This is a genomic window from Pleurocapsa minor HA4230-MV1 (assembly GCA_019359095.1).
In the GTDB taxonomy this organism is placed as follows: domain Bacteria; phylum Cyanobacteriota; class Cyanobacteriia; order Cyanobacteriales; family Xenococcaceae; genus Waterburya; species Waterburya minor.
Genome location: JAHHHZ010000003.1, coordinates 36,250 through 61,885, shown reverse-complemented (window position 1 = coordinate 61,885; position 25,636 = coordinate 36,250). Strand labels below are relative to the sequence as shown.

Genomic DNA, 25,636 nt, shown 5'->3' with positions numbered 1-25,636 from the left:
AATCGGCATCTGTTTGATGCTGCCCTGTTGGTTAAGCTTTTGATATCCCTGTTTTATTTCTCCTTTGGACAATAAATCTACAACTTCTTTGAGCTGGAAATTCTGCTGCCGAACATTGAGATCGATTTCGATTGTGGGTAGGTTGGTTTGCTCTTGTAGTAATTTAAAAGGTGAGCCAGCCTGTACCGCAGCTAATTGTTTAGTATCGCCGATGAGTAATATACGAGAGTTGGTTTGTTGAGCTGTTTCTAACAAACTCTGCATTTGGCTACTGCTAATCATCCCCGCTTCATCCACCACAATCAATTCGTTTTTGGGTAGAGATTTAAGGGGAATATTTAGATAGGCATCCAGGGTTTGACAGTTGATATCTGCTCCTTTATTTAGTTCCCTCGCAGCAGCAGCACTGGGAGCTAAACCCCGCATCTTAGTTTCTGAAGAGATGGTTTCTTTTAGGGCTTTAACTGTGTAGGTTTTACCTACTCCCGCATCTCCCTGACAGAGCATTACGCCATCTCGATTATGAACAAAATGATTTAAGGCATTTGCCTGGGCTTTATTTAGCCGTAGTTTCTGAGCTTGTTGATGAGCAGTTTCTATATTGGCTAGAGTCGGATATTTATCTTTGCCGTTGCTAGCCAAATTAAGAATCTGCTGTTCTCGATTAATAGCTGCTTCCGTTGTTAATCTTCCATCTTGAGTTTTGATTAAACTCTTATGGCGATCAATTTCTTTTTCTAAGTCATCCAAACTATAGTTTCCTTGAGATTGTCGCAGTGCTTCTTTCAGGAGTATATGTCTGGGAAAAGCTACTTGACGCTCTGTAACTATCTCAATAGCTTCACTAACTAGCTTGCTTCGATCTTTTAAGTTACTAACCTGCTGAGGGCGAGCGTTAACTTCAGGATGTCTAATATTTAACTGTTCGGCTCTTTGTTGCCATGCTTGTTTGAGTTCCTCTCTTTCTGACTCTTCTTGGTGTACTTTATCTCTACGAGTCTTGGTACAGGCTTTAGCTTTGGCTACTGCATTAGCCTCATGCCCTACTGCTTGTTCTATTTCTTGTTTGCGAGTACTAAATTTCTTTAGCTGTTCTGGACTATAACCCCTAACATCAAACGTGCCATCGCGATTCCAGTTCAGTTCATATCCGAGAGCTTGAAGTCCTCGCCCTAGTTCATGGTGATAGACCATGCCTATCGTCATCTTTTGTTGATATAGCTCGCGATTATCCATCGATCGCCATTTTCCATCTGCTCCTTTGGTCTGATTAAAAACCACACAGTGACTATGGAGTTGAGGATCTTGATTGCGATTATCGTCATGTTGGAAAACAGCGAACAAGGCATTATCTGTCTGAAGATGATTAGCTCCCCCTTTTCCTGTTCTAGTAAAGATACAGTTCTGCTCTAGATAAGCAAGAGTAGTTTTTACTGCTTGTTGATGAGCTTCGATTACGGCTTTATCTTGTTTAACTAGCCCTAGTAGTGAGACAGACTTAGGAGCAGAGAGGGTAATATCTCTGCCTGGATTATATTTTTTTCCCGACTGTCTTTGCCGAAGGGGATTACCTTGAGTATCTAATCCTTGATAGGCGTTGTTGTATTCTGTCGTTAAAACTTGACCATTAAGACCAAGTATTGCTGCACCTTGTCCATACCATTGACTATTAGTTAATCCTTGGTTTTGAGTGTAGTAATTATCAGTCGCATAGTCGTTTACTTTGGCGTAGAGTCTCCCAATCGAGCAAACCATTTGGATAAAAATTCTTATTCTTGCTTAATCTATTTTGATGGTGACATTTTTAAGCTGTTAAAACTATTATTTAAAAGCTATTTTACATATCTTATTATTGATGTTTAAAGATAACCAAAAATACCCAATCTATATTTATTTAAAAAATACGTGTATTTTATTTATGCTCACAAAGGGTGCATCAGGTGTGAAATTTTGACCAGTATATAACTAGTCATACCAAAGCTAATCTATCACACTGAAAGTGAATCTTTTTTATTTAAATAATTTGTTGAACTGCTTGAATATTTGGCACAATGAATGAAGATTAAGTACTAAAAACTTGAAATGAATCAGTCTGAATTAAGTCCCCTGGAAAAAGCGATCGCCCGTAAGTTAGATAAGACGAAGAACAAAGCAACTCAGCCTGGATATTTGAGAAAGTTGGTGGCTAAGTTACATCTGAGAATTGAGGCAGCTTTAGCAAGGGGATGTGAATATGATGACTTGGCTGAATCGATAAGCGAAAGTGGAGTCAAGATTAGTTCGGCAACACTCAAGCAATATCACACTGAATATCGTCGTTCTTTAAACCAAGAAGCAGAAGGAATACAAATACCTCGTACTGTTAATTCGGTATTGCCCCCAGAACAGCTTGAAAAAATTGGAGACGATGCGAGTACTGAAATAAGTCAATCAGATAGAAAGCGCTCAGCGGTAGATAAGTTATTTGCGAGTAAATAGTTAGACATTATGACAGTTAAGACCCAAATAGAAGAATCAACATCTGAATTAATTGCTACTCGTCCAGGGATTCAGATTTCTAATTGTAAGAAAGGTGGTGTGGGCAAGACATTGCTATCTAAATTAAAGGCGGCTTACTGTTTAGAGTCTGGATTAGATTTCTATGGGGTGGATGCGGATAGACAAGAGAGTTTTTTGAAAGCCTATCCTGAGTTTGCCTTACCGACTCGCTTTAGTGAACTGGATCGGAATCTGAAAATACCTGACCAAATTTTGGACTTGGCTTTAGAGAAATTGGTGTTGGTGGATTTGCCTGGGAATGTGGAGGAAGCATTTAATCATTGGTTAACGGCTAGCGATATTTTAGAGGCTGCCAAGGATCTGGGGGTAGAGATTCAGAATTGGTATGTGCTAGATGATTCGATTGAATGTTATGAAGGGTTTTTAAGAACGCTGGAGTTTGTTGGCGATAATGCGACTCATGTCTTGGTGAGGAATTTTGGCAGGTGTGAAGACTGGTCAAGTTTTGATTCTTTTATTACGACTGAGTTGATGGCTGAATCTCAGTTGAAGGTGATTGACTTGCCGAAGTTGAGGTTGGATACTGCCACAACGGTATATAAAAATGCGCTGAGTTTTACTGAAGCGAGAAGATATGGCGAGTTTAGTACGGCTCAGTTGGCTGGGTTAAGGGGCTATCTGCGACGGGTATATGCTGGGTTGGAAACTGCTGGTTTTAATGTTGAAAGTCTGAGGTTGGATTAATGACTTATTTGAAGAAGCCAACTTTGTCTCAGCAACAGGATGAATTGCGAGTATGGGTTGATGAACGATTAAAAAATGAAGCTCAGGGTATTAGAGAGCGAGTATCTCAATGGCTTTTGGATAATCAGTATTTTGTGGATAATGAGTTGTTTGATTTTTATTTCTGTGTGGCACAAAATATTGCTGCGGTTGAGGTGTTGGGTGGTTCGGGGGAGAAGATAGTTAGGGCGAAAATGGAGCTGGAGGAGTCGGCAGAAGCTTATACAACGCAGGTGGTTGATGTTTCTCATTGGATTAATGAGCAGTTGCAGAGTCAGTTACAGGGTGTTCAGAGGAATCAACAGAAGTTAGATACGAAGCTGGTTCAAGTCTTGGAGGGATTGACCAAGGAGCATCTGAATTTGAAGACTATTTCGACTGGCTTGGTTAACTCGACTTCGGTTTTGCTCAAGAAGCAGCAACAATTAGTGATTCAGACGCAAGAAGCGACAAGGTATGCTCATCAAACGATAATGATCGCTTGGATTTTTCCAGTGATCACTCTTTTTGGATTGATAGCATTAATAATTTTGAATCACCAGCTATAGAAATACGGCATGGCAGATTGTCGTTGCTCGTTTAGAAGCAGAAAATACCTTAAATAAGTAGGTGGTTTGATGGCATTAATGAATATAGGATCGATTGGGGGGCTGGTTATCGAATTTATCTAGCACAGTTCGGCAAGCAACTTATAGTCTTATTTGGTGGTGGAACAAAGAAAAAGCAACAAGCTGATATCAACCGAGCCAAAGAGTTATGTCAAGAATATAAAAGACGAATTAAAGAATCTAAAAAGAAACAAAAATAAATATTATGCCTATAACTAGAGATTTTAGAGAAACGGTTAATGCTAGAGTTCAAAGAGAGCCTAAATTTGCCAAAGCATTACTAGATGAAGCAGCTTCTCTTTTTCTTAACGGTGAACCAGAAACAGCCAGACTGATTTTGAGAGATTTAGTCAATGCAACTACAGGTTTTGAAGCATTAGCTTGTGAGACTTCATTGCCGAGCAAAAGTCTGCACAGAATGTTATCTGCTAAAGGCAATCCTACCATGAATAATTTAACGGCTATTTTTACCGTCTTACGTAAACAATTAAATGTGAATTTAGAGGTTCATACCATTTCTTGCTCTTGACATCTAGAGTATCGCACAAAGACATCCCAAAATTTTTTGCTCAATCTTCTGAAACTAAATCCAATCAAGCATCTGGCAACCAAATTAATGACAATACTATTGGGCGAGTTTTATTCTTTTGGGGGCTTGGACTCCAATAAAGTTTAACCGCAAGGTTCTGAGTCCGTAAGACCAAGGTGATTAGCCCTTCAGGATATGCTGTGCGATCGCTCTTTATCAGTAATTTACATTCAATTCCCCAAATAATCGGCTACTTTAGAAAAAGTTTAGAGTCTGCGGTAGCTAGGAAATGCGATTAGAGGATTTAACTAAAGGGACAACCGTAAGAGGAGTATTGCCTACTCAATCGGTAACTGTTGTTGAGGCAAAATGGTATGGTTCAGATGTAATTGAGCTAATTTACAAAGAAGCTAGCGGTAATATTGATAGTGAATTAATTTATCGCGATCGCGAGCATGAACTAGAAATTGTTACTTCATCTCTGCCTTGGAGTTTTAACGGTGATGGCAGACTCTTACGTTTAGTCAGTGAAGCCCAGCGTATTCAGTTAGCTCATTTGTTCGATCCCATGCTGGCGGTGCATACTTCTCTAGTTGAACCTTTACCCCACCAGATTACTGCGGTTTATGGTGATATGTTACCCCGTCAGCCGTTACGCTTCTTACTAGCAGACGATCCTGGAGCAGGAAAAACCATCATGACAGGATTGCTAATTTCTGAATTACGGATTCGAGGGGACTTAAATCGGTGTTTAATTGTCTGCCCAGGTTCACTAGCTACCCAATGGCAAGATGAACTAGATCGACGATTCCATCTACCTTTTGATATTCTCACAAACGATCGCCTTGAAACAGCCCGTAGTGGAAATGCTTTTGCCGAAATGCTTTTATGTATTGTTCGTTTAGACACACTAAGTCGTAATGATGATTTGCAAGCCAAACTGGAGCAAACCGATTGGGATTTAATTGTCTGCGATGAGGCACATAAGATGTCTGCTGCTTTTTATGGCGGTGACATTAGAGAAACCAAACGCTACAAGCTAGGCAAACTATTATCTAGTTTGACTCGTCACTTTTTGCTACTAACTGCTACGCCTCACAATGGCAAAGAGGCGGACTTTCAGTTATTTATGGCATTATTGGATGGCGATCGCTTTGAAGGTAAATTCCGCGATGGAGTACATACAGTAGATACCTCTGACTTGATGCGGAGATTGGTTAAAGAAGACCTGCTCAAGTTCGATGGCAAACCTCTATTCCCCGAACGGAAAGCCTATACTGTCGAGTACCATCTGTCGGATTTAGAAGCTAAATTATATTCAGCAGTTACCGAATACGTGCGGGAAGAATTTAACCGCGCCGATGCCTTAAGTAATAATGGTAGAAAAGGCACAGTGGGGTTTGCTTTAACTATCCTGCAACGTCGATTAGCTTCTTCTCCCGAAGCTATATATCAATCTTTGAAGAGAAGACGAGAAAGATTACACAAACGGCTTAAAGAGGAAGAATTAGTTAAACGAGGACAGGAAGTAGAGCTAGATTGGCAAAACTTACCAGGAGTTAAAGAAGAAGATTGGGAGGACTTTGAAGATGACCTGCTCAATGACGAACGAGAAGCCACTGAAGAAGAATTAGTTGACCAGGCTACTGCTGCCCGTACTATAGCAGAGCTTAAGGTAGAAATAGAATTACTACAAAAGCTGGAGAAAATAGCCTTACAGGTTAAGCTTAGTGGCACGGATCGGAAGTGGGAAGAACTGAGTCGCATCCTGCAAAATGAAGCAGAATTATTTGATGTCAGGGGGCATCGACGCAAACTAGTCATCTTTACCGAACATCGGGACACTCTTAACTATTTAGCTGATAGAATTCGCAATCTCATTGGCAAACAAGAAACGGTAGTAACTATCAGTGGTGGTTCAGGGAGAGAAGAACGACGTAAGGCACAAGAAGCCTTTACCCAAGATCCAGACATCCAGGTATTAATTGCCACTGATGCTGCGGGAGAAGGGATAAATCTACAAAGGGCGCATTTAATGGTTAATTATGACCTGCCCTGGAATCCCAACCGCTTAGAACAACGATTTGGACGGATTCATCGTATTGGACAAACCGAAGTCTGTCACCTTTGGAATTTATTAGCAGCAGAAACTAGAGAAGGAGATGTATATCTCAAGCTACTAAGGAAACTAGAAATAGAACAAAAAGCATTAGGGGGAAAAGTTTTTGATGTTCTGGGTCAAGCGATCGATGGCGTTGAGCTACGACAATTATTAATCGAAGCTATCCGTTACGGAGATTTACCAGAAACGAGAGCTAAATTAGAACAGGTAGTAGCCAATCGTTTAAATCGAGAACGGTTACAAGAACTTCTCTCAGAAAAAGTATTGGCGCGTGATGCGATGGATATCACCAAAATTCAACGCATTCGCGAAGAAATGGAACGAGCCGAAGCTAGAAAGCTGCAACCTCATTTTATCGGCTCATTCTTTATCGAAGCCTTCCAACATTTAGGAGGTGTAATTCGTCAAAGAGAACCCAAACGCTACCAAATTACCAATGTTCCTGCTTTAATTCGCAATCGTGGTCGTCAAATTGGAACAAGAGAGCCGATTTTAACTCGCTATGAACGAATATGTTTTGATAAGGAGTTAATCAGCGTTCCAGGTAAGCCCTTAGCTGCTTTTATTTGCCCTGGTCATCCCTTATTAGATTCCACCATCGATTTAACTTTAGAGCGTCATCGGGATGTACTCAAGCAAGGAAGTATTTTAATAGATGAAAATGACCCTGGTGAGGAAGTCCGAGTTTTAGTTACCCTCCAACATTCGATCCAAGATGCTAAAACCGACATATCAGGGAAAAGGAGAATTGTTTCTCGACGAATGCAGTATGTAGAAATTTGCTCCCCTCTTCCTATCTTGCTCCCCTCTCCTCATAGGAGAGGGGCTGGGGGTGAGGTTCAAATCCGTAATGCAGGTTATGCTCCCTATCTTGATTATCGACCCCTATCTGAAACAGAACAAACCATTATCGAAACCTTTTTAGAAGACTCTAATTTACCAACAGATATTGAAACCGAAGCAACTAAATATGCCATTTCCCAAATAGTTCCTCAACATCTGCAAGAGGTCAAGCAGCACAAGGAAGAACTTATCGATAAAACTTTAGTGGCAGTCAAAGATAGGCTGACCAAAGAAATCAACTACTGGGATTATCGCGCAGCCGAACTTAAGCAACAAGAAGAAGCAGGTAAAACTAATGCCAAGATTAACTCGGCTAAAGCTAGAGCCAGAGCAGATGAACTACAGGCTAGATTAGCTCGGCGTATCGACGAATTACAGCAAGAAAGACGCTTATCTCCTTTACCTCCTGTAGTAGCGGGAGGAGCATTAGTTGTGCCAGTTGGTTTGCTACAGAGATTACAGGGGAAAAGAGAACCACAAGCCCAAATGTTTGCTAGGGAAACCAAACGAGTAGAAATGTTTGCCATGAATGCAGTGATAGCAGCAGAGAGCAAATTAGGCTATGAACCTAAAGATGTCAGCAGTCTTAAATGTGGTTACGATATTGAGTCCCGCATCCCCGAAACAGGAGCGTTGAGATTTATCGAAGTCAAGGGCAGAATTAAAGGAGCGGAAACAGTTACCGTTACCAAGAACGAAATTATTACTGCTTTAAATAAACCCGAACATTATATTTTGGCAATTGTAGAAGTTCCACCATCTGAAGAATTTAACGCAGGTGATGCTTGGAAAGTTAAAGAGCGATCTAGCAGTTACAAAGTTCAAGATGATAGCTGTGTAGTTCACTATGTCCGACAGCCATTTCAGAAAGAGCCTGATTTTGGCGTGACAAGTGTTAATTATAATTTGCAGGAATTAAAACAGCGAGGTCAAAAACCTTACTAATCAATCAAGCAGTTTACTTAACAATCGGCTGGCTTAAATCAATTCTTAGCAAAAAAGCTGAAGTTTCTTTGGTTTAAATGCTTGAAGCAAATTTTTCACTTGAATTTTCTTGCTCTACAAGATCATTCCAATTTTCTTCAATATCGCTAAAATAACAAAAATTAGGATTGTTGCCATTCTGTAGCTTGGCTTCCTGTAGATTATCAACAGCGTGAGATGCTTGAAGAGTTGCTGCTAGACTCCCTTTAATTAAACGAGATTTTTTTCTAGTTGCTATACCCTTCACTCCAATACTAGTTGTGTCTATATCTCTTGCAATTTTTGATGCAATTGAGGTTCTTCGCTTTCTGTATACTCTAGTAAATCTAGAAGATCGGCTTTAATCGTTCTTATCCTGGTCATTCAAATTATAATTATTTGTGGGTCAATCATTTACTAAAGTTTTAGAGTCTGTCAACGTTCTTTGCCAGATTTAGACGATAATTTACTTCTAAATCAGTCCAAAATTCCGCAGTAGTTCCCAACGCTGCCGATAATTCTCTAGCTGTCTCTGGAGTAATTTGCTTTGTTCCTGTGATGATTTCGTCGATCGCTTGTGATGAAAGATTGGTAATCAATGCTAGATCTTTTTGAGTCCAACCACGAGCATCTAATTCTCTCTGTAAAATGCGCCCTGGTGATATCGCCCTAGCTGGTGTTAAAGTGTTGCTCATTTTTACTTCTCCTCTTCCTTAGTGATAGTCCTCAATTTGGTTTTTAAGTAATACGGTATTACGGTATAACTAAAGTAGATATTTAGTAAGTAAAGATTAATAATGGCGATCGCAAAAAGCAAATTAACCTCCAAGGTAACTCAAAAGTATCAAGCAACTATTCCCCAAGGAGTAAGAGAAAAACTAGAGATTGAAAAAGGCGATCGCGTTATCTTTGAAATAGAAGATGAAAAAGTAGTTCTCAAAAAACTATCAACCTTAGATTGGGAATATCTAGAGTCAATTTCTGCTACTCTGGGCGAATGGTCATCGGAAGCTGATGAGGAAGCTTATCGTGACTTATAAACAATTTGAAGTGGTAGTTGTACCTTTTCCTTTTACTGACAGTTCTGCTACTAAAAAACGTCCCGCTTTAGTTATTTCTGATGCTTCGGCATTTAATAAATCTACTAAGAAAAGTGTCATGGCAATGATTACCACTGCATCTCATTCCTCTTGGGATTTAGATATACCTATTACAGATTTGAAGAGTGCGGGACTAAAAGCAAAATCGATTATCAGAATGAAATTGTTTACCCTAGATGATGATTTAGTGCTTAAAAAGATTGGTAAATTAGCCACAAGCGATCGCGATCGCGTACAAAAATCTCTTCAGCAATTGTTTAATTTAGAAAGCGATAATTAATTTAATTAACTATGGTAAGAAAATTGATATTCACTGCAATAGAATTTATTTAATGAAATTTACTGAGAACAGTAATTTTATTGAGAAAATACTGAGGTAGATAGTTCAACTAAGCAGCAATGATAGTTGGTTGTTCTATCTGCCAACTTTATGTCTTACCGTAAAAAGCTAATCGAAGTTTCCATGCCTCTTGAGGCAATTAACCAAGAGTCAGCCAGGGAAAAATCGATTCGGCACGGGCATCCTTCTACACTACATTTATGGTGGGCAAGAAGACCTCTAGCAGCTTGTCGGGCGGTATTATTCGCTTCATTGGTTGATGATCCTTCGGCTCATCCTGACAAGTTTCCCACAGAAGAAGAACAACAGGTCGAAAGACAGCGATTACACGATCTTATCGGCAAAATTGAAACTGTTGGCAATAAGCAGATAGTAAAGGGTTTGGTATCCTGGGATGATATCAAAACCGATAAAAGGGGCATCTCTCCCATCATTGAAGCAGCCCAAAAGGAAATAGCTCGTTGTTTGGCTTGGGAAAATAAACATGAACCACCTACCGAACCTGAAGCAGTCAGCAAATATCTGCAAGAATATGCTCCACCAGTTTACGATCCTTTCTGTGGAGGGGGTTCGATCCCTTTAGAAGCTCAAAGATTGGGCATTGAAGCTCATGGAAGCGACTTAAATCCTGTAGCGGTATTGATTACCAAGGCTTTGATAGAAATTCCGCCTAAGTTTAAAGATCAACCATCAATTAATCCAGAAGCTCGAAAAACTAAAGATATCAACCAGTGGCGAGGGGCGCAAGGATTAGCGGAAGATGTGCGTTATTACGGTAAGTGGATGCGAGATGAAGCTAAAAAACGTATCGGTCATCTTTATCCCCAGGTTGAGTTGCCAAAAGAACATGGTGGTGAAGCTACTGTAATTGCTTGGTTGTGGGCGCGGACGGTTAAATGTCCCAATCCTGCTTGTGGTTGTCAGATGCCTTTAGTAAGTTCTTTTAAGCTATCGACTAAAAAAGGAAAAGAAGCCTGGATAGAACCAATTATAGATCGTAGCCAGCAGCCACCTATTGTAAACTTTGAAGTAAAAACAGGGAAAGGAACACCACCTGAACCACCAAAAATTGGGCGAGGTGCAAAGTTTCGCTGTTTGGTATGCAATCAGGTTGCTAACGAAAAGGATATTCGTGCTGAATTTATTACTAAACGTAACAATGCTCAACTTATAGCGATTGTAGCGGAAGGAGATAAAGGACGAATTTACTTATCTCCCAGTGAACAGCAATTAGCTATTGCTATGAGTGCCAAGCCAAAGTGGAAGCCAGAAGAAGAGATGAACCAAGAAACAAGCAACTTGGTAAGTGGACGCGGTTACGGTATTACTCATTGGCATGAAATTTTCACCTCTCGCCAGCTTGTTGCTTTAACTACTTTCAGTGATTTGATAAAAGAAGTCAGAGAAAAGATTAAACAAGATGTAGTAGCAGTAGAAATGACTGATGATAACTTATCTCTCAATCAAGGTGGAACAGATGCAACTGCTATTGCTGATGCTGTGTCTACTTACTTGGCGTTTGCTATTGATAGGTTATCTGATAGAAACTCTACTATTTGTTCATGGGATGTTAGTAGAGACAGTACCCGTAATACTTTTGCTCGTCAAGCTATCCCTATGACTTGGGATTATGCAGAAGCTAATCCATTAAGCGATTCTACAGGTAACTTTCTTGGTGCATTAGACTGGATAACTAAAGTACTTGAGCAATCATCTTGTTGGGTAAATGGATTTGTTAGCCAAATAGATGCGACAACTTCTAATATTTATCGAGAATCAATAGTTGTTTCAACAGATCCACCTTACTACGATAATATAGGTTACGCTGACCTCTCAGATTTCTTTTATGTCTTGCTGCGCCGTTCTTTAGGTTCAGTTTATCCTGATTTATTTAGCACTCTTCTTGTACCTAAAGAGCCAGAGTTAGTTGCTACTCCCTATCGCTTCGGTGGTAGTAAACAAAAAGCCAAAGAATTTTTTGAGCAAGGATTAAATAAAGCATTTGAACGAATGCGTAAGATGGCAAGCGATAAATATCCTCTGACTATTTATTACGCTTTCAAACAAACAGAAACAGAAACTAATGGCAAAAACGGTAATTCAACCACAGCTTCAACTGGTTGGGAAACAATGCTAGAAGGACTTATCAAAGCAGGTTTTTCTATCACAGGGACTTTGCCTTTGCGTACAGAATTAAGTAATCGTATGGTTGGTAATGGTGCAAATGTTCTTGCATCATCGATCGCTCTTGTTTGTCGTCCCCGCCTAAATGACTCACCATCCGCTACCCGTCGCCAATTCCTCAAACAACTGCAAACAGAATTTCCTACCGACTTAAAAAACTTACAACAAGGAAATATCGCCCCAGTAGATTTAGCTCAAGCCAGTATTGGGTTAGGAATGTCAGTTTTCTCACGCTACAGCAAAGTATTAGAAGCAGATGGCAATCCTATGCGCGTCCGTACCGCCTTACAAATCATTAACTCCTATATCGATGAATTCCTCAACGAACAGGAAGGAGAATTCGACCCCGATACTCGTTGGGCTTTGACTTGGTTTGAACAATACCAATTTGAGCCAGGACAATATGGCGATGCGGAAACTCTTTCTAAAGCTAAAAATACCAGTATCAAAGGTTTAGAAGAAGCAGGAATTCTGTTAGCTAAAAACGGTAAAGTAAGGCTGCTCAAACGAGAAGAACTACCCGAAAACTGGAATCCAGCTAAAGACGATCGCACTCCCGATTGGGAGGCTACCCAACACCTGATTCAAACCCTCGATAAACAAGGAGAAACTGGTGCAGCTTTACTAGTGGCTCAACTGGGTGACAAAAGCGAAATATGTCGAGATTTAGCTTATCGCTTATATGTAATTTGCGACAGACAAGGATGGACACAAGAAGCAATTTCGTATAACAGTTTAGTTACTTCTTGGTCGGAAATCTCTCGTCTGGCTGCAATGGAACAACAGTCAGAGACAATTTTACAAGGAGAATTGGCAGTTTAACAGGATAAAATCTGGCAGCGTACTTTTTACTATGGTTGTCATTGGACAACTTTTAAATTATAATTTGAATCGTAAACGTGAGAAAACATCCCAATAAACATATTAATGATGCTGTAAAGTATGCCGTTGAGAATGGATGGGAGGTTGTAGAAGCTGGTTCGAGTTCACACGCTTGGGCTAGGCTGAAATGCCCTTATAACGATCCTGAGTGTAGGTGTGGAAAGTTTTGTCTTGAGAGTGTTTGGTCTACGCCAAAAAATCCGCAAGATCATGCCAAACAAATACGACGGATTGTAGACCGCTGCATAAATAAAGATCAAGATACCGATCAATAAAATTTTAATACTATGAAGGACTACGATTTTGCACTACATTTTAAATTAGCCGACCACACAACAGATCCAAGCATCTATGAAGATAGATTGTTTGAAGCAGGATGTGATGACGCTTTACTTGGTATAGGTCAGAGTGGATATATAGGATTAGATTTTATTCGTAGCTCTAATAGTGCAATTGAGGCTGTTTATAGTGCAATTGAAAATGTTAAAAGCGTCATACCTGACTCAGAACTTTACTACATCTCTCCTGACGTTGTAGGTATTCCAGAGATCGCAACTATTATGAACTGTACTAGACAGAACATACTCAAGCTAAAAAATAATCATATGGACACTTTTCCATTTCCGATTAACAGCGATGGTAAATCATTAAATTGGCACTTAGCAGAAGTACTCAAATGGTATCAATCAACAGGAAAAAGTATAGATACCGCCTTGCTAGAAGTAGCAGAGTTTGCGATGCAGTTTAATCTAGAAAAGCAAAATCAGAATCTAAACTGCGATCGCAATTTGAAGGAAAAAGCTCGTGCTTTAGTTTGTTGATTAATCTTCAAATATCTTGCCCCACTGCGATGAAACAACAGCCAGAAAGAGTGTTACAAGAGAGTTAAAAGTATAAACAAAAAGTCTCAAAAAGGGAAAACCGTTATGAATACTAAGTTAGTTGAATCTTTAGTTCAAGTGATTAACTCTTTGTCAGAAGAAGAAAGAAATTTGTTGGAAGAAAAATTACATCATAAATCCGATTGGGAAGCAACCTTAGAGCGAATTGAAGCACGAAGAAAAAAAATTCATGCACGGACTGGTGGACAACCATTCAAACCATCTGTAACTGAAATTATCCACCAAATGCGAGATGAGCGAGATGAACAGTTGATGCAAGCTTGTTGTCCTCCTCTGGAGGAATAATAAATAATGCAAAAAATCATCTGTGCTGATGCTAATTTTATTGTGCGTTTGCTATCCGATCCTCCTAATGCAATCTCTTATAGCAATCTATGGCGACAGTGGAAAAGCGCAGGAGATCAAATTATTGCTCCCACAATATATTGCTACGAAGTTACTAATGTTTTTCATCGCATGAGTTTGGCTGGACAAATCTCACATGAAGAAGCAGAACAATTGTTAGAAGAAGCTTTAAATATAGGTATTACCTTGTATGGTGATAAATGTTACATAAACGGGCTTTAGTCTTAGCAAAAACTCTTAACCTTTCTGCTGCTTATGATGCTCATTATCTTGCTCTTTCAGAAAGGTTTAATGCTGAATTTTATACTTCAGACCTAAGTACAGGACAAAAACTGAAGAGATTGAAGAAAATCAGCTTCAGATTCATCCAAGTTCAAGAAAATATAGCGAAGATGGTCGAAGCCATAACGGAAAATGCTCTTAGCCTTCCTTCCGTGCGTCTTAATCAAAATTGGTTCTGCTTGAGACAGCCACTCCCCAGTGCGATATGCCCAACATAGAGCAATTGTGAGTAGAGCAAATAGGCGACTCAAACGTTCTGAATCAATTAAATGAGTGTCTTCTAAATTAAACCCACGACTTTTAAAGATGCCAAAGAGAGTTTCTATACCCCAACGCTGTGCATAGTCATCAATAATGGTATGGCAATAACTGGGGGCAATAATGGTCAGTAGAGAATTATCTTGTAGACGCAAAGCTCCAATGTAAACTTGATGACCCCACAAAATTCGTTTTTTTCTGAACAATAATTTTTGTCCAATTTGAAGGTGAGAAAAGACGATGCGCATTGAAAGTTGATGCTTTCCATCTCCCAGAAGTTCTGTCTCTCTAATTCTGATTCTGAATGACATCATTGGTTGTGAGAGTAAATATTTGAGCCATTCATGACCTAAAAATTCGCGGTCAGCACTCAAGTAATCAATTTGATACTTAGAAAATAGTTCGATAAACTCCTTTAGCAAATCGATGCGCTCACTCGTGTTCGAGTTGCCCTTCTTGTCAAGCATCCACCACAATAAAGGAAAAGCTACCCCCTGATGAACAATACCCAGGGTCAGAATGTTAAACACTTTTTCTCCAAACTGCCATTCGGTTCGGTCAAGACTCAAAACCCAGGGTTCTGGTATTTCCATCATTTCAATAACTAATTTCGCCATGCTGTAGTAGTCTACGTCAAACTCTCTCAGAAATCTTTGCAGTCTTTTGTAGCTTGATTCTGTCTTCGCTTTGCTCTTGAATCCAATTGATAAATCTACCAGATTTACCGTTTTGACTCTAAACAAGGCAATGAGAAACAGTGCCAGGAAACTCAGTCTTGCTCCATGCCATTTTAAGTGAGGCTTTAGAGTATTGCGGAGCAGGTTAACATTATCCATAGGGTTTTTATGAATGAAGTGTAGTTACTTTTCATGAAACCCTTTTTCTGACTACTTTTTCAACTTTTGTCCTGTACTTAGACTTCAGACAAAAGATTATTTAATAGCGTTAAAGATACAATTACCTGGATTCATTTGGTTAAGTAGAATAGGGTATATGAAGAACAACAAAAAATGTGATCAAAAAGTATATTTTCTCAACGAAGCTGATTATCAATATTTAGCTGCTAGCGACTATCAAAGCGATCCTAAGCTAATAAAACTATTCAAGAGTAAAAGTCCTTGGGAAAGCGAGAATGCGATCGCCGAAGTAAGAGCTAGTATTGAAGAGGCTTTAGGCAAACAATAAATAAAAATACACAATAATATTAATTAATCAAACTTTTACTTAATATTTGGGAACTCTAGGGTCTAGCACTAGCACCGTTAAGGTTTCCCACATGGCTATTACCAATAAAGAAAGAGTAGGCAGAGCATTAGATCTTCTTAAAGAAGGTTTATATCCCTTTGTAGAGAGAGAAATGCGCTCTGTTTACAACGAACATTGGGAAAATCATGCCCTCAGCCATTTAAATGAAGATCGTAATCTTAAACGGACTACTGCCGAACGCCTGCAAAACGATGTAACCGATCTTATTAACGTCATTTTTGGTGAATGGCATGATGTCTTTAAAAAGACTCTGGGAAGTGCAGAAAGAAACTTAGTTGGGGAGCTTAAAATAGTTCGCAATGATTGGGCGCATGGCAAAAATTTCTCCACTGATGATGCTCACCGCGCTTTAGATAGCACTGCCCGCTTACTCTCTTCAATCTCCGCACCCCAAGCCGATATTGTAGAAAAGCAGAAAAAAGAATTATGGCGACTTTACTATGAAGAACAAGCCCGCCATGAGAAACGGAAAGCTACTAACATCGCTATTGAAAGCGATCCTCAAGGTGGTTTAAAACCCTGGCGAGAAATTGTCACTCCCCACGATGATGTTGCTTCAGGACGCTTTCAACAAGCAGAATTCGCAGCCGATTTGTGGCAAGTATACCTAGATGACAAAAACTGTGCCGATGAATATCGCGACCCCAAAGAGTTTTTTCATCGCACTTATCTTACCGAAGGTCTTAAAGACCTACTCACCAATGCCTTAATTCGTCTCAGTGGCAAAGGGGGCGACCCTGTAATCGAACTACAAACTAACTTTGGTGGTGGTAAAACTCACGCTATGTTAGCTCTCTATCATTTGTGTTTTGGTGTTTCTGCCAAAGACTTGCCTGGATGCGAAACTATTTTCACCGAAACTGGAATCGATAATCCTCCTAAAGATGTTAAAACTGCTGTTTTAGTAGGCAATAAAATCGATCCTGGGACTCCCGAACTGAAAAAAGACGGTACAGTAGTTAAAACTCTTTGGGGAGAAATTGCTTGGCAGCTTGGAGGCAAAGAAGGCTATGCAATGTTGGCAGAGGCAGATCAAAACTCTACCAATCCTGGGGACAAGCTCAAAGAATTATTTAATCGTTATTCACCCTGCTTAATTCTGATCGATGAATGGGTGGCTTATGCTCGTCAACTACACTACGAAAAAGACCTACCTGGGGGAGACTTTGATACTCACTTTACCTTTGCTCAAACCCTTAGTGAATCAGCTAAAAATGCCGACAACACTTTACTAGTAGTGAGTATTCCCGCGTCGGATATTGAGATTGGTGGAGACAGAGGTAAACAAGCTTTAGAACGTCTGAAAAATGCGATCGGTCGGGTCGAATCTCCTTGGCGACCTGCTACCGCAGAGGAAAGCTTTCATATCGTTCGTCGTCGTCTGTTTAAAGAAATTCCCGATCCCAATTTATTTACTGCTCGCGATACTGTAGTGCGAGCATTTAGTCAGATGTATCGCGACCAACAAACCGAATTCCCCGCAGAATGTCGCGAAAAAGATTATGAAAGAAGAATTACAGATGCTTATCCGATTCACCCCGAACTATTTGAACGTTTATACGAAGATTGGTCGAGTTTAGATAAGTTTCAGCGCACTCGTGGAGTCTTGCGCTTGATGGCAAAGGTTATTAGCTATCTGTGGCAAGAAAACGACAAAAATCTGATGATTCTTCCTGCTAACGTACCAATGGGAGATTCTCAGGTACAGTCGGAATTAACTCGCTATTTGGATGATAACTGGTTGCCTATCATTGATAAAGATGTCGATGGTACTAACTCTCTTCCCGTCGATCTTGACCGTCAACATTCTAATTTAGGACGTTATTCTGCTTGTCGTCGAGTAACTAGAACTATCTATATGGGTTCAGCACCATTGCAGAAGGCTGCTAACAAAGGGCTGGATATTCGTCGAATTAAATTAGGTTGTACCCAACCAGGCGAAAATGTTACTACTTTTGGTGATGCTCTACGCCGACTCACCAACCAAGCAACCTATCTTTATGTTGATAGTAGCGATCGCTATTGGATTGATACTCAGCCTAATGTTACCCGCACTGCTATTGATCGCGCTACTCAGTATAGAGAAGACCAAACCTGGGATGAAATAATCAGAAGACTCAAACAAGATCAAGAAACAGGTGATTTTGCTGGAGTTCATATCGCACCAAGCTCATCATCTGATGTTCCCGATGAATCAACAATGGGAGTAAGACTGGTGTTACTTCATCCCAACTTGACCCACAGTAGCAAAGCCGATAATAGTAACGCTCTAATAGAAGCCAAACAGATACTAGATACTAAAGGTTCTGCACCTCGCTATTGTAAAAATTTACTTGTTTTCCTCGCTTGCGACCAAAGTAAACAAGAGAACTTATTTCAAAGAATTAATGAATTCTTAGCATGGGATTCAATTGTTGTTGATAAAGAGGTTCTTAATCTCAATACTTTTCAAAATAAACAAGCCTCAGCCAAATTAAAAGATGCTGACAACACGGTAAAAATGCTATTACAAGATTCTTATCAATGGCTACTCATTCCAGAACAACCAGAACCTACAGGAGATATTGAATGGGAAGAATACAGACTTCAAGGAAAAGATTCTCCTGTCCTTCAAGCTAGTCGCAAATTAGTTAATGAAGAACATCTGATTATTACTTATGCTGCTGCTCGTCTAACTCTGGAAATTCTCAATGATTATGTGTGGAAAAATTCTAACCACATCGATCTTAAAACTCTTTGGAAATATCTTACTAATTACCTTTACTTACCACGTCTCAAAAACCAACAGGTTTTATTAGATGCGATCGCTGACGGAGTTGGTAATTTATTGTGGAACGAAAACTTTGCTTATGCTACTGGTTTCGACGAAACTAAGCAGAAATACTTGGGTTTAGAATTCGGTCAGAGAATTACACCTATCATAAGTGCTTCCTCTTTATTGGTTAAACCCGATATAGCACAGCAACAAATAGAAAAAGAAGTTATTCCTCCACTACCACCGCCAATAATTAATCCCGATCCTGATGAAAGTGGAGATGATGAAGACGAAGAAGAAGTTACACCTCCTCAACCTCAACCTCAACTAACACAGAAGCGTCGTTTTTATGGCTCTGTAGACTTAGACTCACTGCGTCTGATTGGTCATTCTCAACAAATTGCTGATGAGGTATTGCAACACCTAACTAGCTTAATCGGTGCTAAAGTCAAAGTCACATTAGAAATTGAAGCGGAAGTAACAGAGGGAATACCAGATCATGCAATTCGCACAATAAGCGAGAATTGTAAAACTTTAAAGTTTAAATCTCAAGGTTTTGAAGATGAGTAAGTTAAAACTTTGAAGCGATCGCAGCAAAAAGCAAACAACATAGAAAAATAATGCGATGCCTTTATGCGAAGCGGTATGCTAAAGCCCTAAAGGACTAACTTCGTGTCGCATTTGCGAAGCTTATCCTTTAGGACTAGCTTCGCGTCGTCCTTTAGGACGGCTAGGCTTCGCCAATTATAGAAATGGTAATCTCAGAGGGATTATCGCTCTAGATCCTAGAGATTTACTTAAATAAAATGAAGATAATAGTGATTCAAAACGAACATCAGTATAAAGTAACTCAAAATAAACTCAAAGACTTAGAACAGGCATTAGCAGAACTGTTCCAAATTAAAGATACTTTGCACTCTCGACAGTTTTCATCACGTAAGAAGGGCTTGCAAATTGCGATCGACAGCTTAAGAGAAGAAATTGAGGAATATGATGCTTTGAAGCAACAACAAACACCGATTAAGATTACATCAAATTCAAGAATTACCAATAGCTTCTAATTAGAGCCAGAATTGCTCTGGGTATGACCCAAAAAGAACTAGCGGAGAAAATGGGAGTTAAAGAACAGCAAGTTCAAAGAGATGAAGCTAATCAATATAGTTCGGCTGGGTTTCAGCGTATAGCAGTAGTTGCAGAAGTCTTAAATATCAAAATTCAAGAGACTCATATTCTGCTGAAATCTTGAATTTACATATTTTAACAAAGCAAAAATTGGTAGAAAATTGGTAGACAAGGTTATTGTCAATAGCTAAAACCCTATTTATACAACCTATACAAAAACTATTTTTTCACTTTGGGGTAGTGGGGGTCATGGGTTCAAATCCCGTCGCTCCGATCTAATTAAAACCTTCTCACAGAGAGGGTTTTGTCGTTAGTCTGGATTGGTGAAAGCTTGAGTAGAGGAGTTAGAAAGTCAACTAAAACCAATATAGCCAGAACTATCACACTGACATCTGGACTTCAATCTCTCTTGCTATCAATGAAATCTGAAAATTTGGATTTAGACCAACCTGTTTTTACATCCTGTAAAGGCAATCCGATAGATGATCACAATTTTAGAAATCGAGCTTGGAAATCTGTATTAGCCAAAGTAGGTGTGGAATATAGAAAACCTTACAACTTCTTCGCGAGTGTCCCCACCCTCAATCGCAACGAAGTGGAGATAGGGTGGGGAGGGATAGCGCACGGCGCGTTTTGGGCAAGAAGATTCTTACCCAAAAGCCGCCTTACTAATCAAGAGTCCTAAAGGATTCCCTAAAGGGTTAGCTCGCAAGCTCGTCTATCACGGATTAGCTAGCGCGTCCGTCAGCTTCGCGTCGCTCGATGCCTCGTAGATTAGTTATTTCGGACTGAACGCTGGAGCGTTCCGACGTTCTACGAACGGCGAATCGGCATAGCCGATTGCTGATCGATATACTTTCTTAAACGCTCTATTGTTACGCCTCCACTGCTAGAAATATAGTACGAACCAGACCAAAACACAGGTTTCCAGTAAACCTGATTGATTTGATTTGCAAACTCTTTACGTAGTATGCGACTAGATGCACTTTTCAAGCTAGCAACTAACTGGGAAATATTGTTATCTGGATGAAGATCGATCAAAAGGTGGCAATGGTCGCTCTCTCCGTCGAACTCAATCATCGTGCTTTTTTTAGCTTTACAGATTCTCTGGAATACCTCGGACATTACGCGCATCATGTCTGAGGTAATGACTTTTTTCTGTATTTTGTTACCAAAACTAAGTGCAGGTGAATTGAGTAAACAGAGTGAGATCCTTTGTGTGGCTTCATGATATACTACATATAGGTCAAGTAAATAAATATGTTAACACGCCGTATTACCTATCGCTTATATCCGTCTACCAGTCAGCTTAAAAAGCTGTTTGACTGGCGACGTATGCACGCATATGTCTATAACGGTGCGGTGTCTAACAGAATTACTCAATACAGAAAGCTTGGTCATTCTGTAGACTACTTTGAGCAGCAAGCCTCCCTGCCTGGATTTAAGCAAACTTGGACTGAATATCTAGAGTTAAACGCTGGATCTCTTCAAGCAACTTTGAAAAGAGTTGATTTTGCTTTTGTACGGTTTTTTCAGGGATTAGCTAAGTATCCTAAATTCAAGTCAATCAGACGTTATTCTGGATGGACTTATCCTGATCCAAGACAGGGATTTAAGATACACAGCAACGGCAAAAACGGGTATCTTGAGTTAACTGACTTGAAGTGCAAAATTCAAATGCGCGGTCAGGCAAGGACTTGGGGGAAGCCAACTACCGTTACCATTGTGTACAGAAATAACAAATGGTATGCCAGTATCACTATTGTCTGTGTTCCTGAGAGAAAAACAGGCAATGGTGCTATAGGATTGGACTTTGGCTGCAAGACTGCGATTGCTGATAGTAATGGCAGTCAAATTGAGCCTCCCAAGTTTCTTAAAGAAGCCCAGTCCCAAATCAACAAAATATCTAAGCAGTTAAGGAGGAAAAGAAAACCAGAGAAAAGGAAAATCAAGGCATCTAGACGATGGAAGAAAATTCAATCACATCTAGCCAAGCTTAAAAGAAAGATAGCAAACAAGCGTCAAAATTGGGTTCATCATCAGGCAGTAGACATAGTTAGCTGTAATAGCCTCATTGCCACTGAAAAACTCCAGATTAAAAATATGACGCGCAAAGCCCTCAAGGGTAGCAAACGTAAACGTCAAAAAACAGGGCTTAACCGTTCGATGCTAGATGTTGGAATTGGAATGCTAAAACAGGCAATTAAATATAAGGCAAATGACGCTGGTGCTATATATCTGGAAGCTCCAACTCGCTCGTTAAAACCGACTCAACGATGCAATGTATGTTGGAAGATAACGAAGAAAACGTTGTCCGATAGAATGCACATTTGCTCCAATCAAGAGTGTGGTCATACCGAAGATCGTGACATAAACTCGGCTCAAGTATGTTTAACTTGGGCGCGTGGGCAGGAACTGTCCTCGTTTAAGACTGCCGATGAGTCTAGCTCTACTGGTAATCCCAACGTGAAATACTGCGGAGGTTTTCAGCAACTAGCTCAGGTGAAGCGTCAGAAACTCATGGCTCAACGCAGCGAAGCGGAGTAGCCGTGAGTAGTTCATTACCCGTCATACCCTTAGCATAACGAATTGTGAGATTAGCGGTTCGAGATTTTTGCTCATCTTGACGAGGAACGAAAATTTTTAATTGACCAGCATCAGGAACTCGTTTCATTGCTTGTTTGATGAATTTGAGTTCACGATTGACTCTTCGATTGTCCTAAAGGATACCGCTTCGCATATGTTTGGCTCTAATCAATAATTCAGAATTTGGTTCTCTATCAAGAGCAAACAAATCATAGATATCTCCCTCTCTATCGGTAACTGTTACGACTGTCGTGGTTGATGGAATTGCTAATTCCGCACTGACTAGATTTGTTAGCCATCGTTTGCTTTCTTTGTTGAAAATGCTTTTTTGTGTCTTCTGATTCTTTTTCTGTTCAACTGCTCTAGTCCATATTTGTTGCTCTAGAATTCCCAACGGTACTCCTTGAGTCGTTGATACCATTAGAGAATGAACTTTCAATTCTCTGACATATTTCTGAGCGCAGGTCAGACCAAATCCTTGTGATTCAGTTTTTGCCTGATGATGGGTGAAGTTAAAGTCGCTCGTATCTTGTATTGCTAAGATGATTTCTTCTTTTGAGGCTCTCTTTGCTACTTGTTTCTGATGTGCCTCAATTATCGCTCCAGCCTCTATTCGTTCGGATTTCCCAAAATTATAAGTGGCTTTTGTATTTGCCCAATCCCCACTTGCTTGTGGAATACTGGCATGAGGTTGTTGAGCCAAGTTTTCGACAATCTTGATTAATCTCTTATTCAATCTTTTGTCTGGTAGCGTAGCATGTTTAAGTTCTTCGCTTGCCCATGATTGCAACATATTTAATCTCTTTTCTACTTTTTTAGCTAGAGTAGCTGGTTTTGCTTATGTTTCAGCACTTATGGGTAAGGCATAGGTATTATAATAGAGGCTTAATTTATAAAGACTTTGGACAGTTCAAAAAAGCAATTGATGATTTTTCACAAGCTATTTTAATCAATCCAAATTTGGCAGCAGCATATCACAATAGAGGTGGCATACTCTTTAATTTAGAACAAAAAGAAGCAGCAATTAAAGATTTTAATCGAGCATTAGAAATAAATCCTAATTTATTTGAGTCATGTTTCGCTCGTGGAATTGTATATTATTCAATGGATAATTTTACTTTAGCTCTTGTAGATTTGAATAAAACTACTACCATTAATCAAGAATATGCAGATGCTTACTGGTATAAAGGATTAATATATTGTGTATTAAATGATAGGTTTCAAGCTGGTGAAAATTTTAATCGAGCAGCAGTTTTATATAAACAGCAAGGAGATCTGATTAAATATAAACAAGTTCAAGATGAAATTAAAAACTTTAAATAATATCAGTGTAGTTTTTTTGTTGATAATCTGCGATAAAATCTCTAATTTCTGCTGCTATCCATTCTTTTAATACCTTTGAATTAGAGGTTGTTAATGTCAAGGATACACCAACACTCAAAAAAGCGATCGCTAATCAAACAGCTTTTGGATTGTGTAGTGTTATTGAAATTAAATTAAGTGTGCTTAAGAATGTAATGAAAGTTTTATTTTCAAGAATTAATATTATTAAACTAACTGAAGAAGAATTGATCTTGCGTGTCAATCCTGTTTTGGTTCACCTGTTTACGTTAGCTTTGATTGGATTGACTTTATTTCTCTTTTTATTTACTATAACTACTACTTATTCAACTACTTTGTCTTGTGAAAAGTTCACATCAAAGAGTGAAGTTGTTAGTTGTAAACTTTTAAATACAAATTTTTTAGGAATTAAAAGAGAACAAAATATTTTATTTGCAGATCTTCCTCATGCAGCAATAGTAAAAAGATATAACGATAAGGCAAATCAACCTGAGTATCAAGCAGTATTGGCAACAAATGTAGAAGAAATAGTTTTAGTACGTCATCCTAGCGATTATCACTATAAGCAATGGCAACAAAATACAATTCAATTAAATGAATTTATAAACAATAACAATAAAAAAATATTAAAACTTAAAGAGAAAAATGATGATGTAGTGTTTACAGGTTTTGGTTTAGCCTTCTTCTTTACCTTAGTTGGTATGATTATTTGGATAACAAAAACTGACATTACTTGTACTCTGTCCCATAAAACCAAAGAATTAGCGATTGAACGCAAAAGATTATTTGGCAAGCAAATAGTTAATTATTCATTAAAAGATTTGGAAAAAGTGTTGTTAGAAACTAGTGATGGCATGGACACCACAACTAGCAGAATAACTTTTAAATTTAAAGCGGGGACTTTGATTCCGCTCATATCATATTATGATTCTTATTCGGGTAAGGAAGAAGCTGTTAGATATATGAATCGATTTATCAAATAGTTTTTATAATTATCTAATAATCAACCATGTAATGGCAAAAATATTTCAATCTCAAGCAGAGTATTTTATTAACAAGGCAGAGAAAATCTTAAAATTAACGATAGGTAATAAGTAGTAGGGTGGGCAACTAAGCTAATGATCTTGCAACATTTGAAATTTGCTTGATGCCCACAAAATTAGTAACACCACAGGAATACAATTTCAGTAATCAGTAATCATTTACGATCGCTCATTAAACCTAACATTGGCCCCAAAATAGCCCCGAAGACAAATCCCCCAGCGTGCGCCCAATACGCCACTCCAGCAGCTTGAGGCATTCCTAGTGATGCTACGCTACTCAATGCTTGCTGAACAAACCAAAAGCCGAGAAAGTAGATGGCAGGAATACGTACTGTCGTAAAGATGATAAATAATGGCAGTAAAGTAACAATTTTGGCTCTAGGATACTTAATTAAATATGCTCCCATAACTCCAGCGATCGCGCCACTTGCCCCAATTGTAGGGACTCCCGACTGCATACCAAAAAACCAATGAGTCAAACCAGCTAAAACTCCGCAAGTTAGATAAAACAAGAGAAACTTGAAGTGACCTAAATCCTGTTCAATATTATCGCCAAAAGTCCAGAGAAACAGCATATTTCCGCCTATATGCATTAATCCTCCGTGGAGAAATTGGGAGGTAATTAAAGTTAAAATCTCTGGTACAGGCTGATTAATCGGTATACCATCAAAACTAGCGGTCAACTGTTGAGGAATTACAGCATAAAGTTGCATAAAACCATCTAATCCAGCACCTAAAGTTATTTGGTGCAGAAAAACCACCACGTTAATGGCGATTAAAGCATAAACTACAATCGGCGTACCGTAGGTAGGATTCTCGTCATGAATTGGAATCATAATTAGCTGAAGGCAAACTAGTTTTGTTGAGTATTTATTTTTTAGCT

The 25,636-nt window shown here is 39.2% G+C and carries 25 protein-coding genes and 2 pseudogenes; 19 read left to right on the top strand and 8 right to left on the bottom strand.

All coding sequences use genetic code 11. The features are described 5' to 3' along the window. Window positions 1-1,755, bottom strand: a 1,755-nt coding sequence (locus KME09_00885; GenBank protein ID MBW4532470.1) for a relaxase domain-containing protein, incomplete at its 3' end; no start/stop codon positions are given. Between the two features lie 327 nt (window positions 1,756-2,082). Between KME09_00885 and KME09_00880 the strand changes: the two genes are divergently transcribed. The 5 genes from KME09_00880 (at window position 2,083) to KME09_00860 (ending at window position 8,329) form a co-directional block, all read left to right on the top strand. After that, complete coding sequence (locus tag KME09_00880) at window positions 2,083-2,478, top strand: hypothetical protein (protein MBW4532469.1); 396 nt, start codon at window positions 2,083-2,085, stop codon at window positions 2,476-2,478. Between the two features lie 9 nt (window positions 2,479-2,487). Further along, a complete protein-coding gene (locus tag KME09_00875; GenBank protein ID MBW4532468.1) occupies window positions 2,488-3,243 on the top strand; it encodes a hypothetical protein in 756 nt (251 codons plus the stop codon). After that, window positions 3,243-3,830, top strand: coding sequence for a hypothetical protein (locus KME09_00870; protein ID MBW4532467.1), 588 nt, complete (start codon window positions 3,243-3,245; stop codon window positions 3,828-3,830). Before KME09_00875 ends, KME09_00870 begins: the two co-directional genes overlap by 1 nt. Before the next feature lie 265 nt (window positions 3,831-4,095). Continuing rightward, window positions 4,096-4,419: a transcriptional regulator gene (locus tag KME09_00865; protein MBW4532466.1), complete on the top strand. Its 324-nt coding sequence runs from the start codon at window positions 4,096-4,098 to the stop codon at window positions 4,417-4,419. A gap of 289 nt (window positions 4,420-4,708) precedes the next feature. Then, window positions 4,709-8,329 carry a DUF3883 domain-containing protein gene (locus tag KME09_00860; GenBank protein MBW4532465.1) on the top strand — a complete coding sequence of 1,207 codons (3,621 nt, stop codon included), beginning with the start codon at window positions 4,709-4,711 and terminating at the stop codon, window positions 8,327-8,329. Between the two features lie 73 nt (window positions 8,330-8,402). Here KME09_00860 and KME09_00855 read toward each other — a convergent pair whose 3' ends face one another. Further along, complete coding sequence (locus KME09_00855; GenBank protein ID MBW4532464.1) at window positions 8,403-8,615, bottom strand: hypothetical protein; 213 nt, start codon at window positions 8,613-8,615, stop codon at window positions 8,403-8,405. Window positions 8,616-8,790: 175 nt separating this feature from the next. Beyond that, window positions 8,791-9,042: pseudogene (locus tag KME09_00850) on the bottom strand (HigA family addiction module antidote protein). A 102-nt stretch (window positions 9,043-9,144) separates the two neighbouring features. Between KME09_00850 and KME09_00845 the strand changes: the two are divergent. From KME09_00845 to KME09_00820, 6 genes are all read left to right on the top strand, one after another. Continuing rightward, entirely contained in the window at window positions 9,145-9,387 is a 243-nt protein-coding gene (locus KME09_00845) for an AbrB/MazE/SpoVT family DNA-binding domain-containing protein (protein MBW4532463.1), read from the top strand. Continuing rightward, window positions 9,362-9,727, top strand: coding sequence for a type II toxin-antitoxin system PemK/MazF family toxin (locus tag KME09_00840; protein MBW4532462.1), 366 nt, complete (start codon window positions 9,362-9,364; stop codon window positions 9,725-9,727). Before KME09_00845 ends, KME09_00840 begins: the two co-directional genes overlap by 26 nt. Window positions 9,728-9,877: 150 nt before the next feature. Then, window positions 9,878-12,793 (top strand): DUF1156 domain-containing protein, encoded by a 2,916-nt coding sequence (locus tag KME09_00835; GenBank protein MBW4532461.1) that lies wholly within the window; start codon window positions 9,878-9,880, stop codon window positions 12,791-12,793. A gap of 347 nt (window positions 12,794-13,140) precedes the next feature. After that, window positions 13,141-13,674: a DNA-binding protein gene (locus tag KME09_00830; protein MBW4532460.1), complete on the top strand. Its 534-nt coding sequence runs from the start codon at window positions 13,141-13,143 to the stop codon at window positions 13,672-13,674. 105 nt (window positions 13,675-13,779) lie between these two features. Continuing rightward, window positions 13,780-14,040 (top strand): hypothetical protein, encoded by a 261-nt coding sequence (locus tag KME09_00825; GenBank protein MBW4532459.1) that lies wholly within the window; start codon window positions 13,780-13,782, stop codon window positions 14,038-14,040. A gap of 6 nt (window positions 14,041-14,046) precedes the next feature. Further along, complete coding sequence (locus KME09_00820; protein ID MBW4532458.1) at window positions 14,047-14,322, top strand: hypothetical protein; 276 nt, start codon at window positions 14,047-14,049, stop codon at window positions 14,320-14,322. A 92-nt stretch (window positions 14,323-14,414) separates the two neighbouring features. On the opposite strand, the gene KME09_00815 is transcribed toward KME09_00820, so the two are convergent. Beyond that, the gene (locus KME09_00815) at window positions 14,415-15,476 is read right to left on the bottom strand and encodes an IS4 family transposase (GenBank protein ID MBW4532457.1); all 1,062 of its coding nucleotides are present in this window, start codon (window positions 15,474-15,476) and stop codon (window positions 14,415-14,417) included. Window positions 15,477-15,633: 157 nt separating this feature from the next. Here KME09_00815 and KME09_00810 point away from each other — a divergent pair, with 157 nt between their 5' ends. From KME09_00810 to KME09_00790, 5 genes are all read left to right on the top strand, one after another. Further along, window positions 15,634-15,825 carry a hypothetical protein gene (locus tag KME09_00810; protein MBW4532456.1) on the top strand — a complete coding sequence of 64 codons (192 nt, stop codon included), beginning with the start codon at window positions 15,634-15,636 and terminating at the stop codon, window positions 15,823-15,825. A 91-nt stretch (window positions 15,826-15,916) separates the two neighbouring features. Further along, complete coding sequence (locus tag KME09_00805; protein MBW4532455.1) at window positions 15,917-19,231, top strand: DUF499 domain-containing protein; 3,315 nt, start codon at window positions 15,917-15,919, stop codon at window positions 19,229-19,231. 236 nt (window positions 19,232-19,467) lie between these two features. Further along, window positions 19,468-19,722 (top strand): hypothetical protein, encoded by a 255-nt coding sequence (locus KME09_00800; protein MBW4532454.1) that lies wholly within the window; start codon window positions 19,468-19,470, stop codon window positions 19,720-19,722. Window positions 19,723-19,745: 23 nt separating this feature from the next. Then, window positions 19,746-19,907, top strand: coding sequence for a helix-turn-helix transcriptional regulator (locus KME09_00795; protein MBW4532453.1), 162 nt, complete (start codon window positions 19,746-19,748; stop codon window positions 19,905-19,907). Between the two features lie 294 nt (window positions 19,908-20,201). Beyond that, the gene (locus KME09_00790) at window positions 20,202-20,468 is read left to right on the top strand and encodes a hypothetical protein (protein ID MBW4532452.1); all 267 of its coding nucleotides are present in this window, start codon (window positions 20,202-20,204) and stop codon (window positions 20,466-20,468) included. Between the two features lie 128 nt (window positions 20,469-20,596). Here KME09_00790 and tnpA read toward each other — a convergent pair. Then, a pseudogene (tnpA, locus tag KME09_00785) lies at window positions 20,597-21,012 on the bottom strand (IS200/IS605 family transposase). Between the two features lie 31 nt (window positions 21,013-21,043). Here tnpA and KME09_00780 point away from each other — a divergent pair. Further along, the gene (locus KME09_00780) at window positions 21,044-22,330 is read left to right on the top strand and encodes a transposase (protein ID MBW4532451.1); all 1,287 of its coding nucleotides are present in this window, start codon (window positions 21,044-21,046) and stop codon (window positions 22,328-22,330) included. On the opposite strand, the gene KME09_00775 is transcribed toward KME09_00780, so the two are convergent. Together KME09_00775 and KME09_00770 are read right to left on the bottom strand one after the other, a co-directional pair. Continuing rightward, window positions 22,302-22,457: a hypothetical protein gene (locus KME09_00775; GenBank protein MBW4532450.1), complete on the bottom strand. Its 156-nt coding sequence runs from the start codon at window positions 22,455-22,457 to the stop codon at window positions 22,302-22,304. The genes KME09_00780 and KME09_00775 overlap by 29 nt on opposite strands. A 45-nt stretch (window positions 22,458-22,502) precedes the next feature. Next, complete coding sequence (locus tag KME09_00770; GenBank protein MBW4532449.1) at window positions 22,503-23,162, bottom strand: hypothetical protein; 660 nt, start codon at window positions 23,160-23,162, stop codon at window positions 22,503-22,505. A gap of 47 nt (window positions 23,163-23,209) precedes the next feature. Between KME09_00770 and KME09_00765 the strand changes: the two genes are divergently transcribed. Both KME09_00765 and KME09_00760 read left to right on the top strand, forming a co-directional pair. Continuing rightward, window positions 23,210-23,692, top strand: a complete 483-nt coding sequence (locus tag KME09_00765; protein ID MBW4532448.1) for a tetratricopeptide repeat protein — start codon at window positions 23,210-23,212, stop codon at window positions 23,690-23,692. A 194-nt stretch (window positions 23,693-23,886) separates the two neighbouring features. After that, complete coding sequence (locus tag KME09_00760) at window positions 23,887-24,693, top strand: hypothetical protein (GenBank protein MBW4532447.1); 807 nt, start codon at window positions 23,887-23,889, stop codon at window positions 24,691-24,693. A 215-nt stretch (window positions 24,694-24,908) separates the two neighbouring features. Here KME09_00760 and KME09_00755 read toward each other — a convergent pair whose 3' ends face one another. Beyond that, window positions 24,909-25,589 (bottom strand): rhomboid family intramembrane serine protease, encoded by a 681-nt coding sequence (locus tag KME09_00755; protein MBW4532446.1) that lies wholly within the window; start codon window positions 25,587-25,589, stop codon window positions 24,909-24,911. Window positions 25,590-25,636: the final 47 nt, after the last annotated feature.

What these genes read in the sequence shown, in the direction of transcription:
- KME09_00880 (MBW4532469.1), top strand. Translation starts at nt 2,083, where the DNA reads ATGAATCAGTCTGAATTAAGTCCCCTGGAAAAAGCGATCGCCCGTAAG.
- KME09_00875 (MBW4532468.1), top strand. Translation starts at nt 2,488, where the DNA reads ATGACAGTTAAGACCCAAATAGAAGAATCAACATCTGAATTAATTGCT.
- KME09_00870 (MBW4532467.1), top strand. Translation starts at nt 3,243, where the DNA reads ATGACTTATTTGAAGAAGCCAACTTTGTCTCAGCAACAGGATGAATTG.
- KME09_00865 (MBW4532466.1), top strand. Translation starts at nt 4,096, where the DNA reads ATGCCTATAACTAGAGATTTTAGAGAAACGGTTAATGCTAGAGTTCAA.
- KME09_00860 (MBW4532465.1), top strand. Translation starts at nt 4,709, where the DNA reads ATGCGATTAGAGGATTTAACTAAAGGGACAACCGTAAGAGGAGTATTG.
- KME09_00845 (MBW4532463.1), top strand. Translation starts at nt 9,145, where the DNA reads ATGGCGATCGCAAAAAGCAAATTAACCTCCAAGGTAACTCAAAAGTAT.
- KME09_00840 (MBW4532462.1), top strand. Translation starts at nt 9,362, where the DNA reads ATGAGGAAGCTTATCGTGACTTATAAACAATTTGAAGTGGTAGTTGTA.
- KME09_00835 (MBW4532461.1), top strand. Translation starts at nt 9,878, where the DNA reads ATGTCTTACCGTAAAAAGCTAATCGAAGTTTCCATGCCTCTTGAGGCA.
- KME09_00830 (MBW4532460.1), top strand. Translation starts at nt 13,141, where the DNA reads ATGAAGGACTACGATTTTGCACTACATTTTAAATTAGCCGACCACACA.
- KME09_00825 (MBW4532459.1), top strand. Translation starts at nt 13,780, where the DNA reads ATGAATACTAAGTTAGTTGAATCTTTAGTTCAAGTGATTAACTCTTTG.
- KME09_00820 (MBW4532458.1), top strand. Translation starts at nt 14,047, where the DNA reads ATGCAAAAAATCATCTGTGCTGATGCTAATTTTATTGTGCGTTTGCTA.
- KME09_00815 (MBW4532457.1), bottom strand. Translation starts at nt 15,476, where the DNA reads ATGGATAATGTTAACCTGCTCCGCAATACTCTAAAGCCTCACTTAAAA.
- KME09_00810 (MBW4532456.1), top strand. Translation starts at nt 15,634, where the DNA reads ATGAAGAACAACAAAAAATGTGATCAAAAAGTATATTTTCTCAACGAA.
- KME09_00805 (MBW4532455.1), top strand. Translation starts at nt 15,917, where the DNA reads ATGGCTATTACCAATAAAGAAAGAGTAGGCAGAGCATTAGATCTTCTT.
- KME09_00800 (MBW4532454.1), top strand. Translation starts at nt 19,468, where the DNA reads ATGAAGATAATAGTGATTCAAAACGAACATCAGTATAAAGTAACTCAA.
- KME09_00795 (MBW4532453.1), top strand. Translation starts at nt 19,746, where the DNA reads ATGACCCAAAAAGAACTAGCGGAGAAAATGGGAGTTAAAGAACAGCAA.
- KME09_00790 (MBW4532452.1), top strand. Translation starts at nt 20,202, where the DNA reads ATGAAATCTGAAAATTTGGATTTAGACCAACCTGTTTTTACATCCTGT.
- KME09_00780 (MBW4532451.1), top strand. Translation starts at nt 21,044, where the DNA reads ATGTTAACACGCCGTATTACCTATCGCTTATATCCGTCTACCAGTCAG.
- KME09_00775 (MBW4532450.1), bottom strand. Translation starts at nt 22,457, where the DNA reads ATGAAACGAGTTCCTGATGCTGGTCAATTAAAAATTTTCGTTCCTCGT.
- KME09_00770 (MBW4532449.1), bottom strand. Translation starts at nt 23,162, where the DNA reads ATGTTGCAATCATGGGCAAGCGAAGAACTTAAACATGCTACGCTACCA.
- KME09_00765 (MBW4532448.1), top strand. Translation starts at nt 23,210, where the DNA reads ATGTTTCAGCACTTATGGGTAAGGCATAGGTATTATAATAGAGGCTTA.
- KME09_00760 (MBW4532447.1), top strand. Translation starts at nt 23,887, where the DNA reads ATGAAAGTTTTATTTTCAAGAATTAATATTATTAAACTAACTGAAGAA.
- KME09_00755 (MBW4532446.1), bottom strand. Translation starts at nt 25,589, where the DNA reads ATGATTCCAATTCATGACGAGAATCCTACCTACGGTACGCCGATTGTA.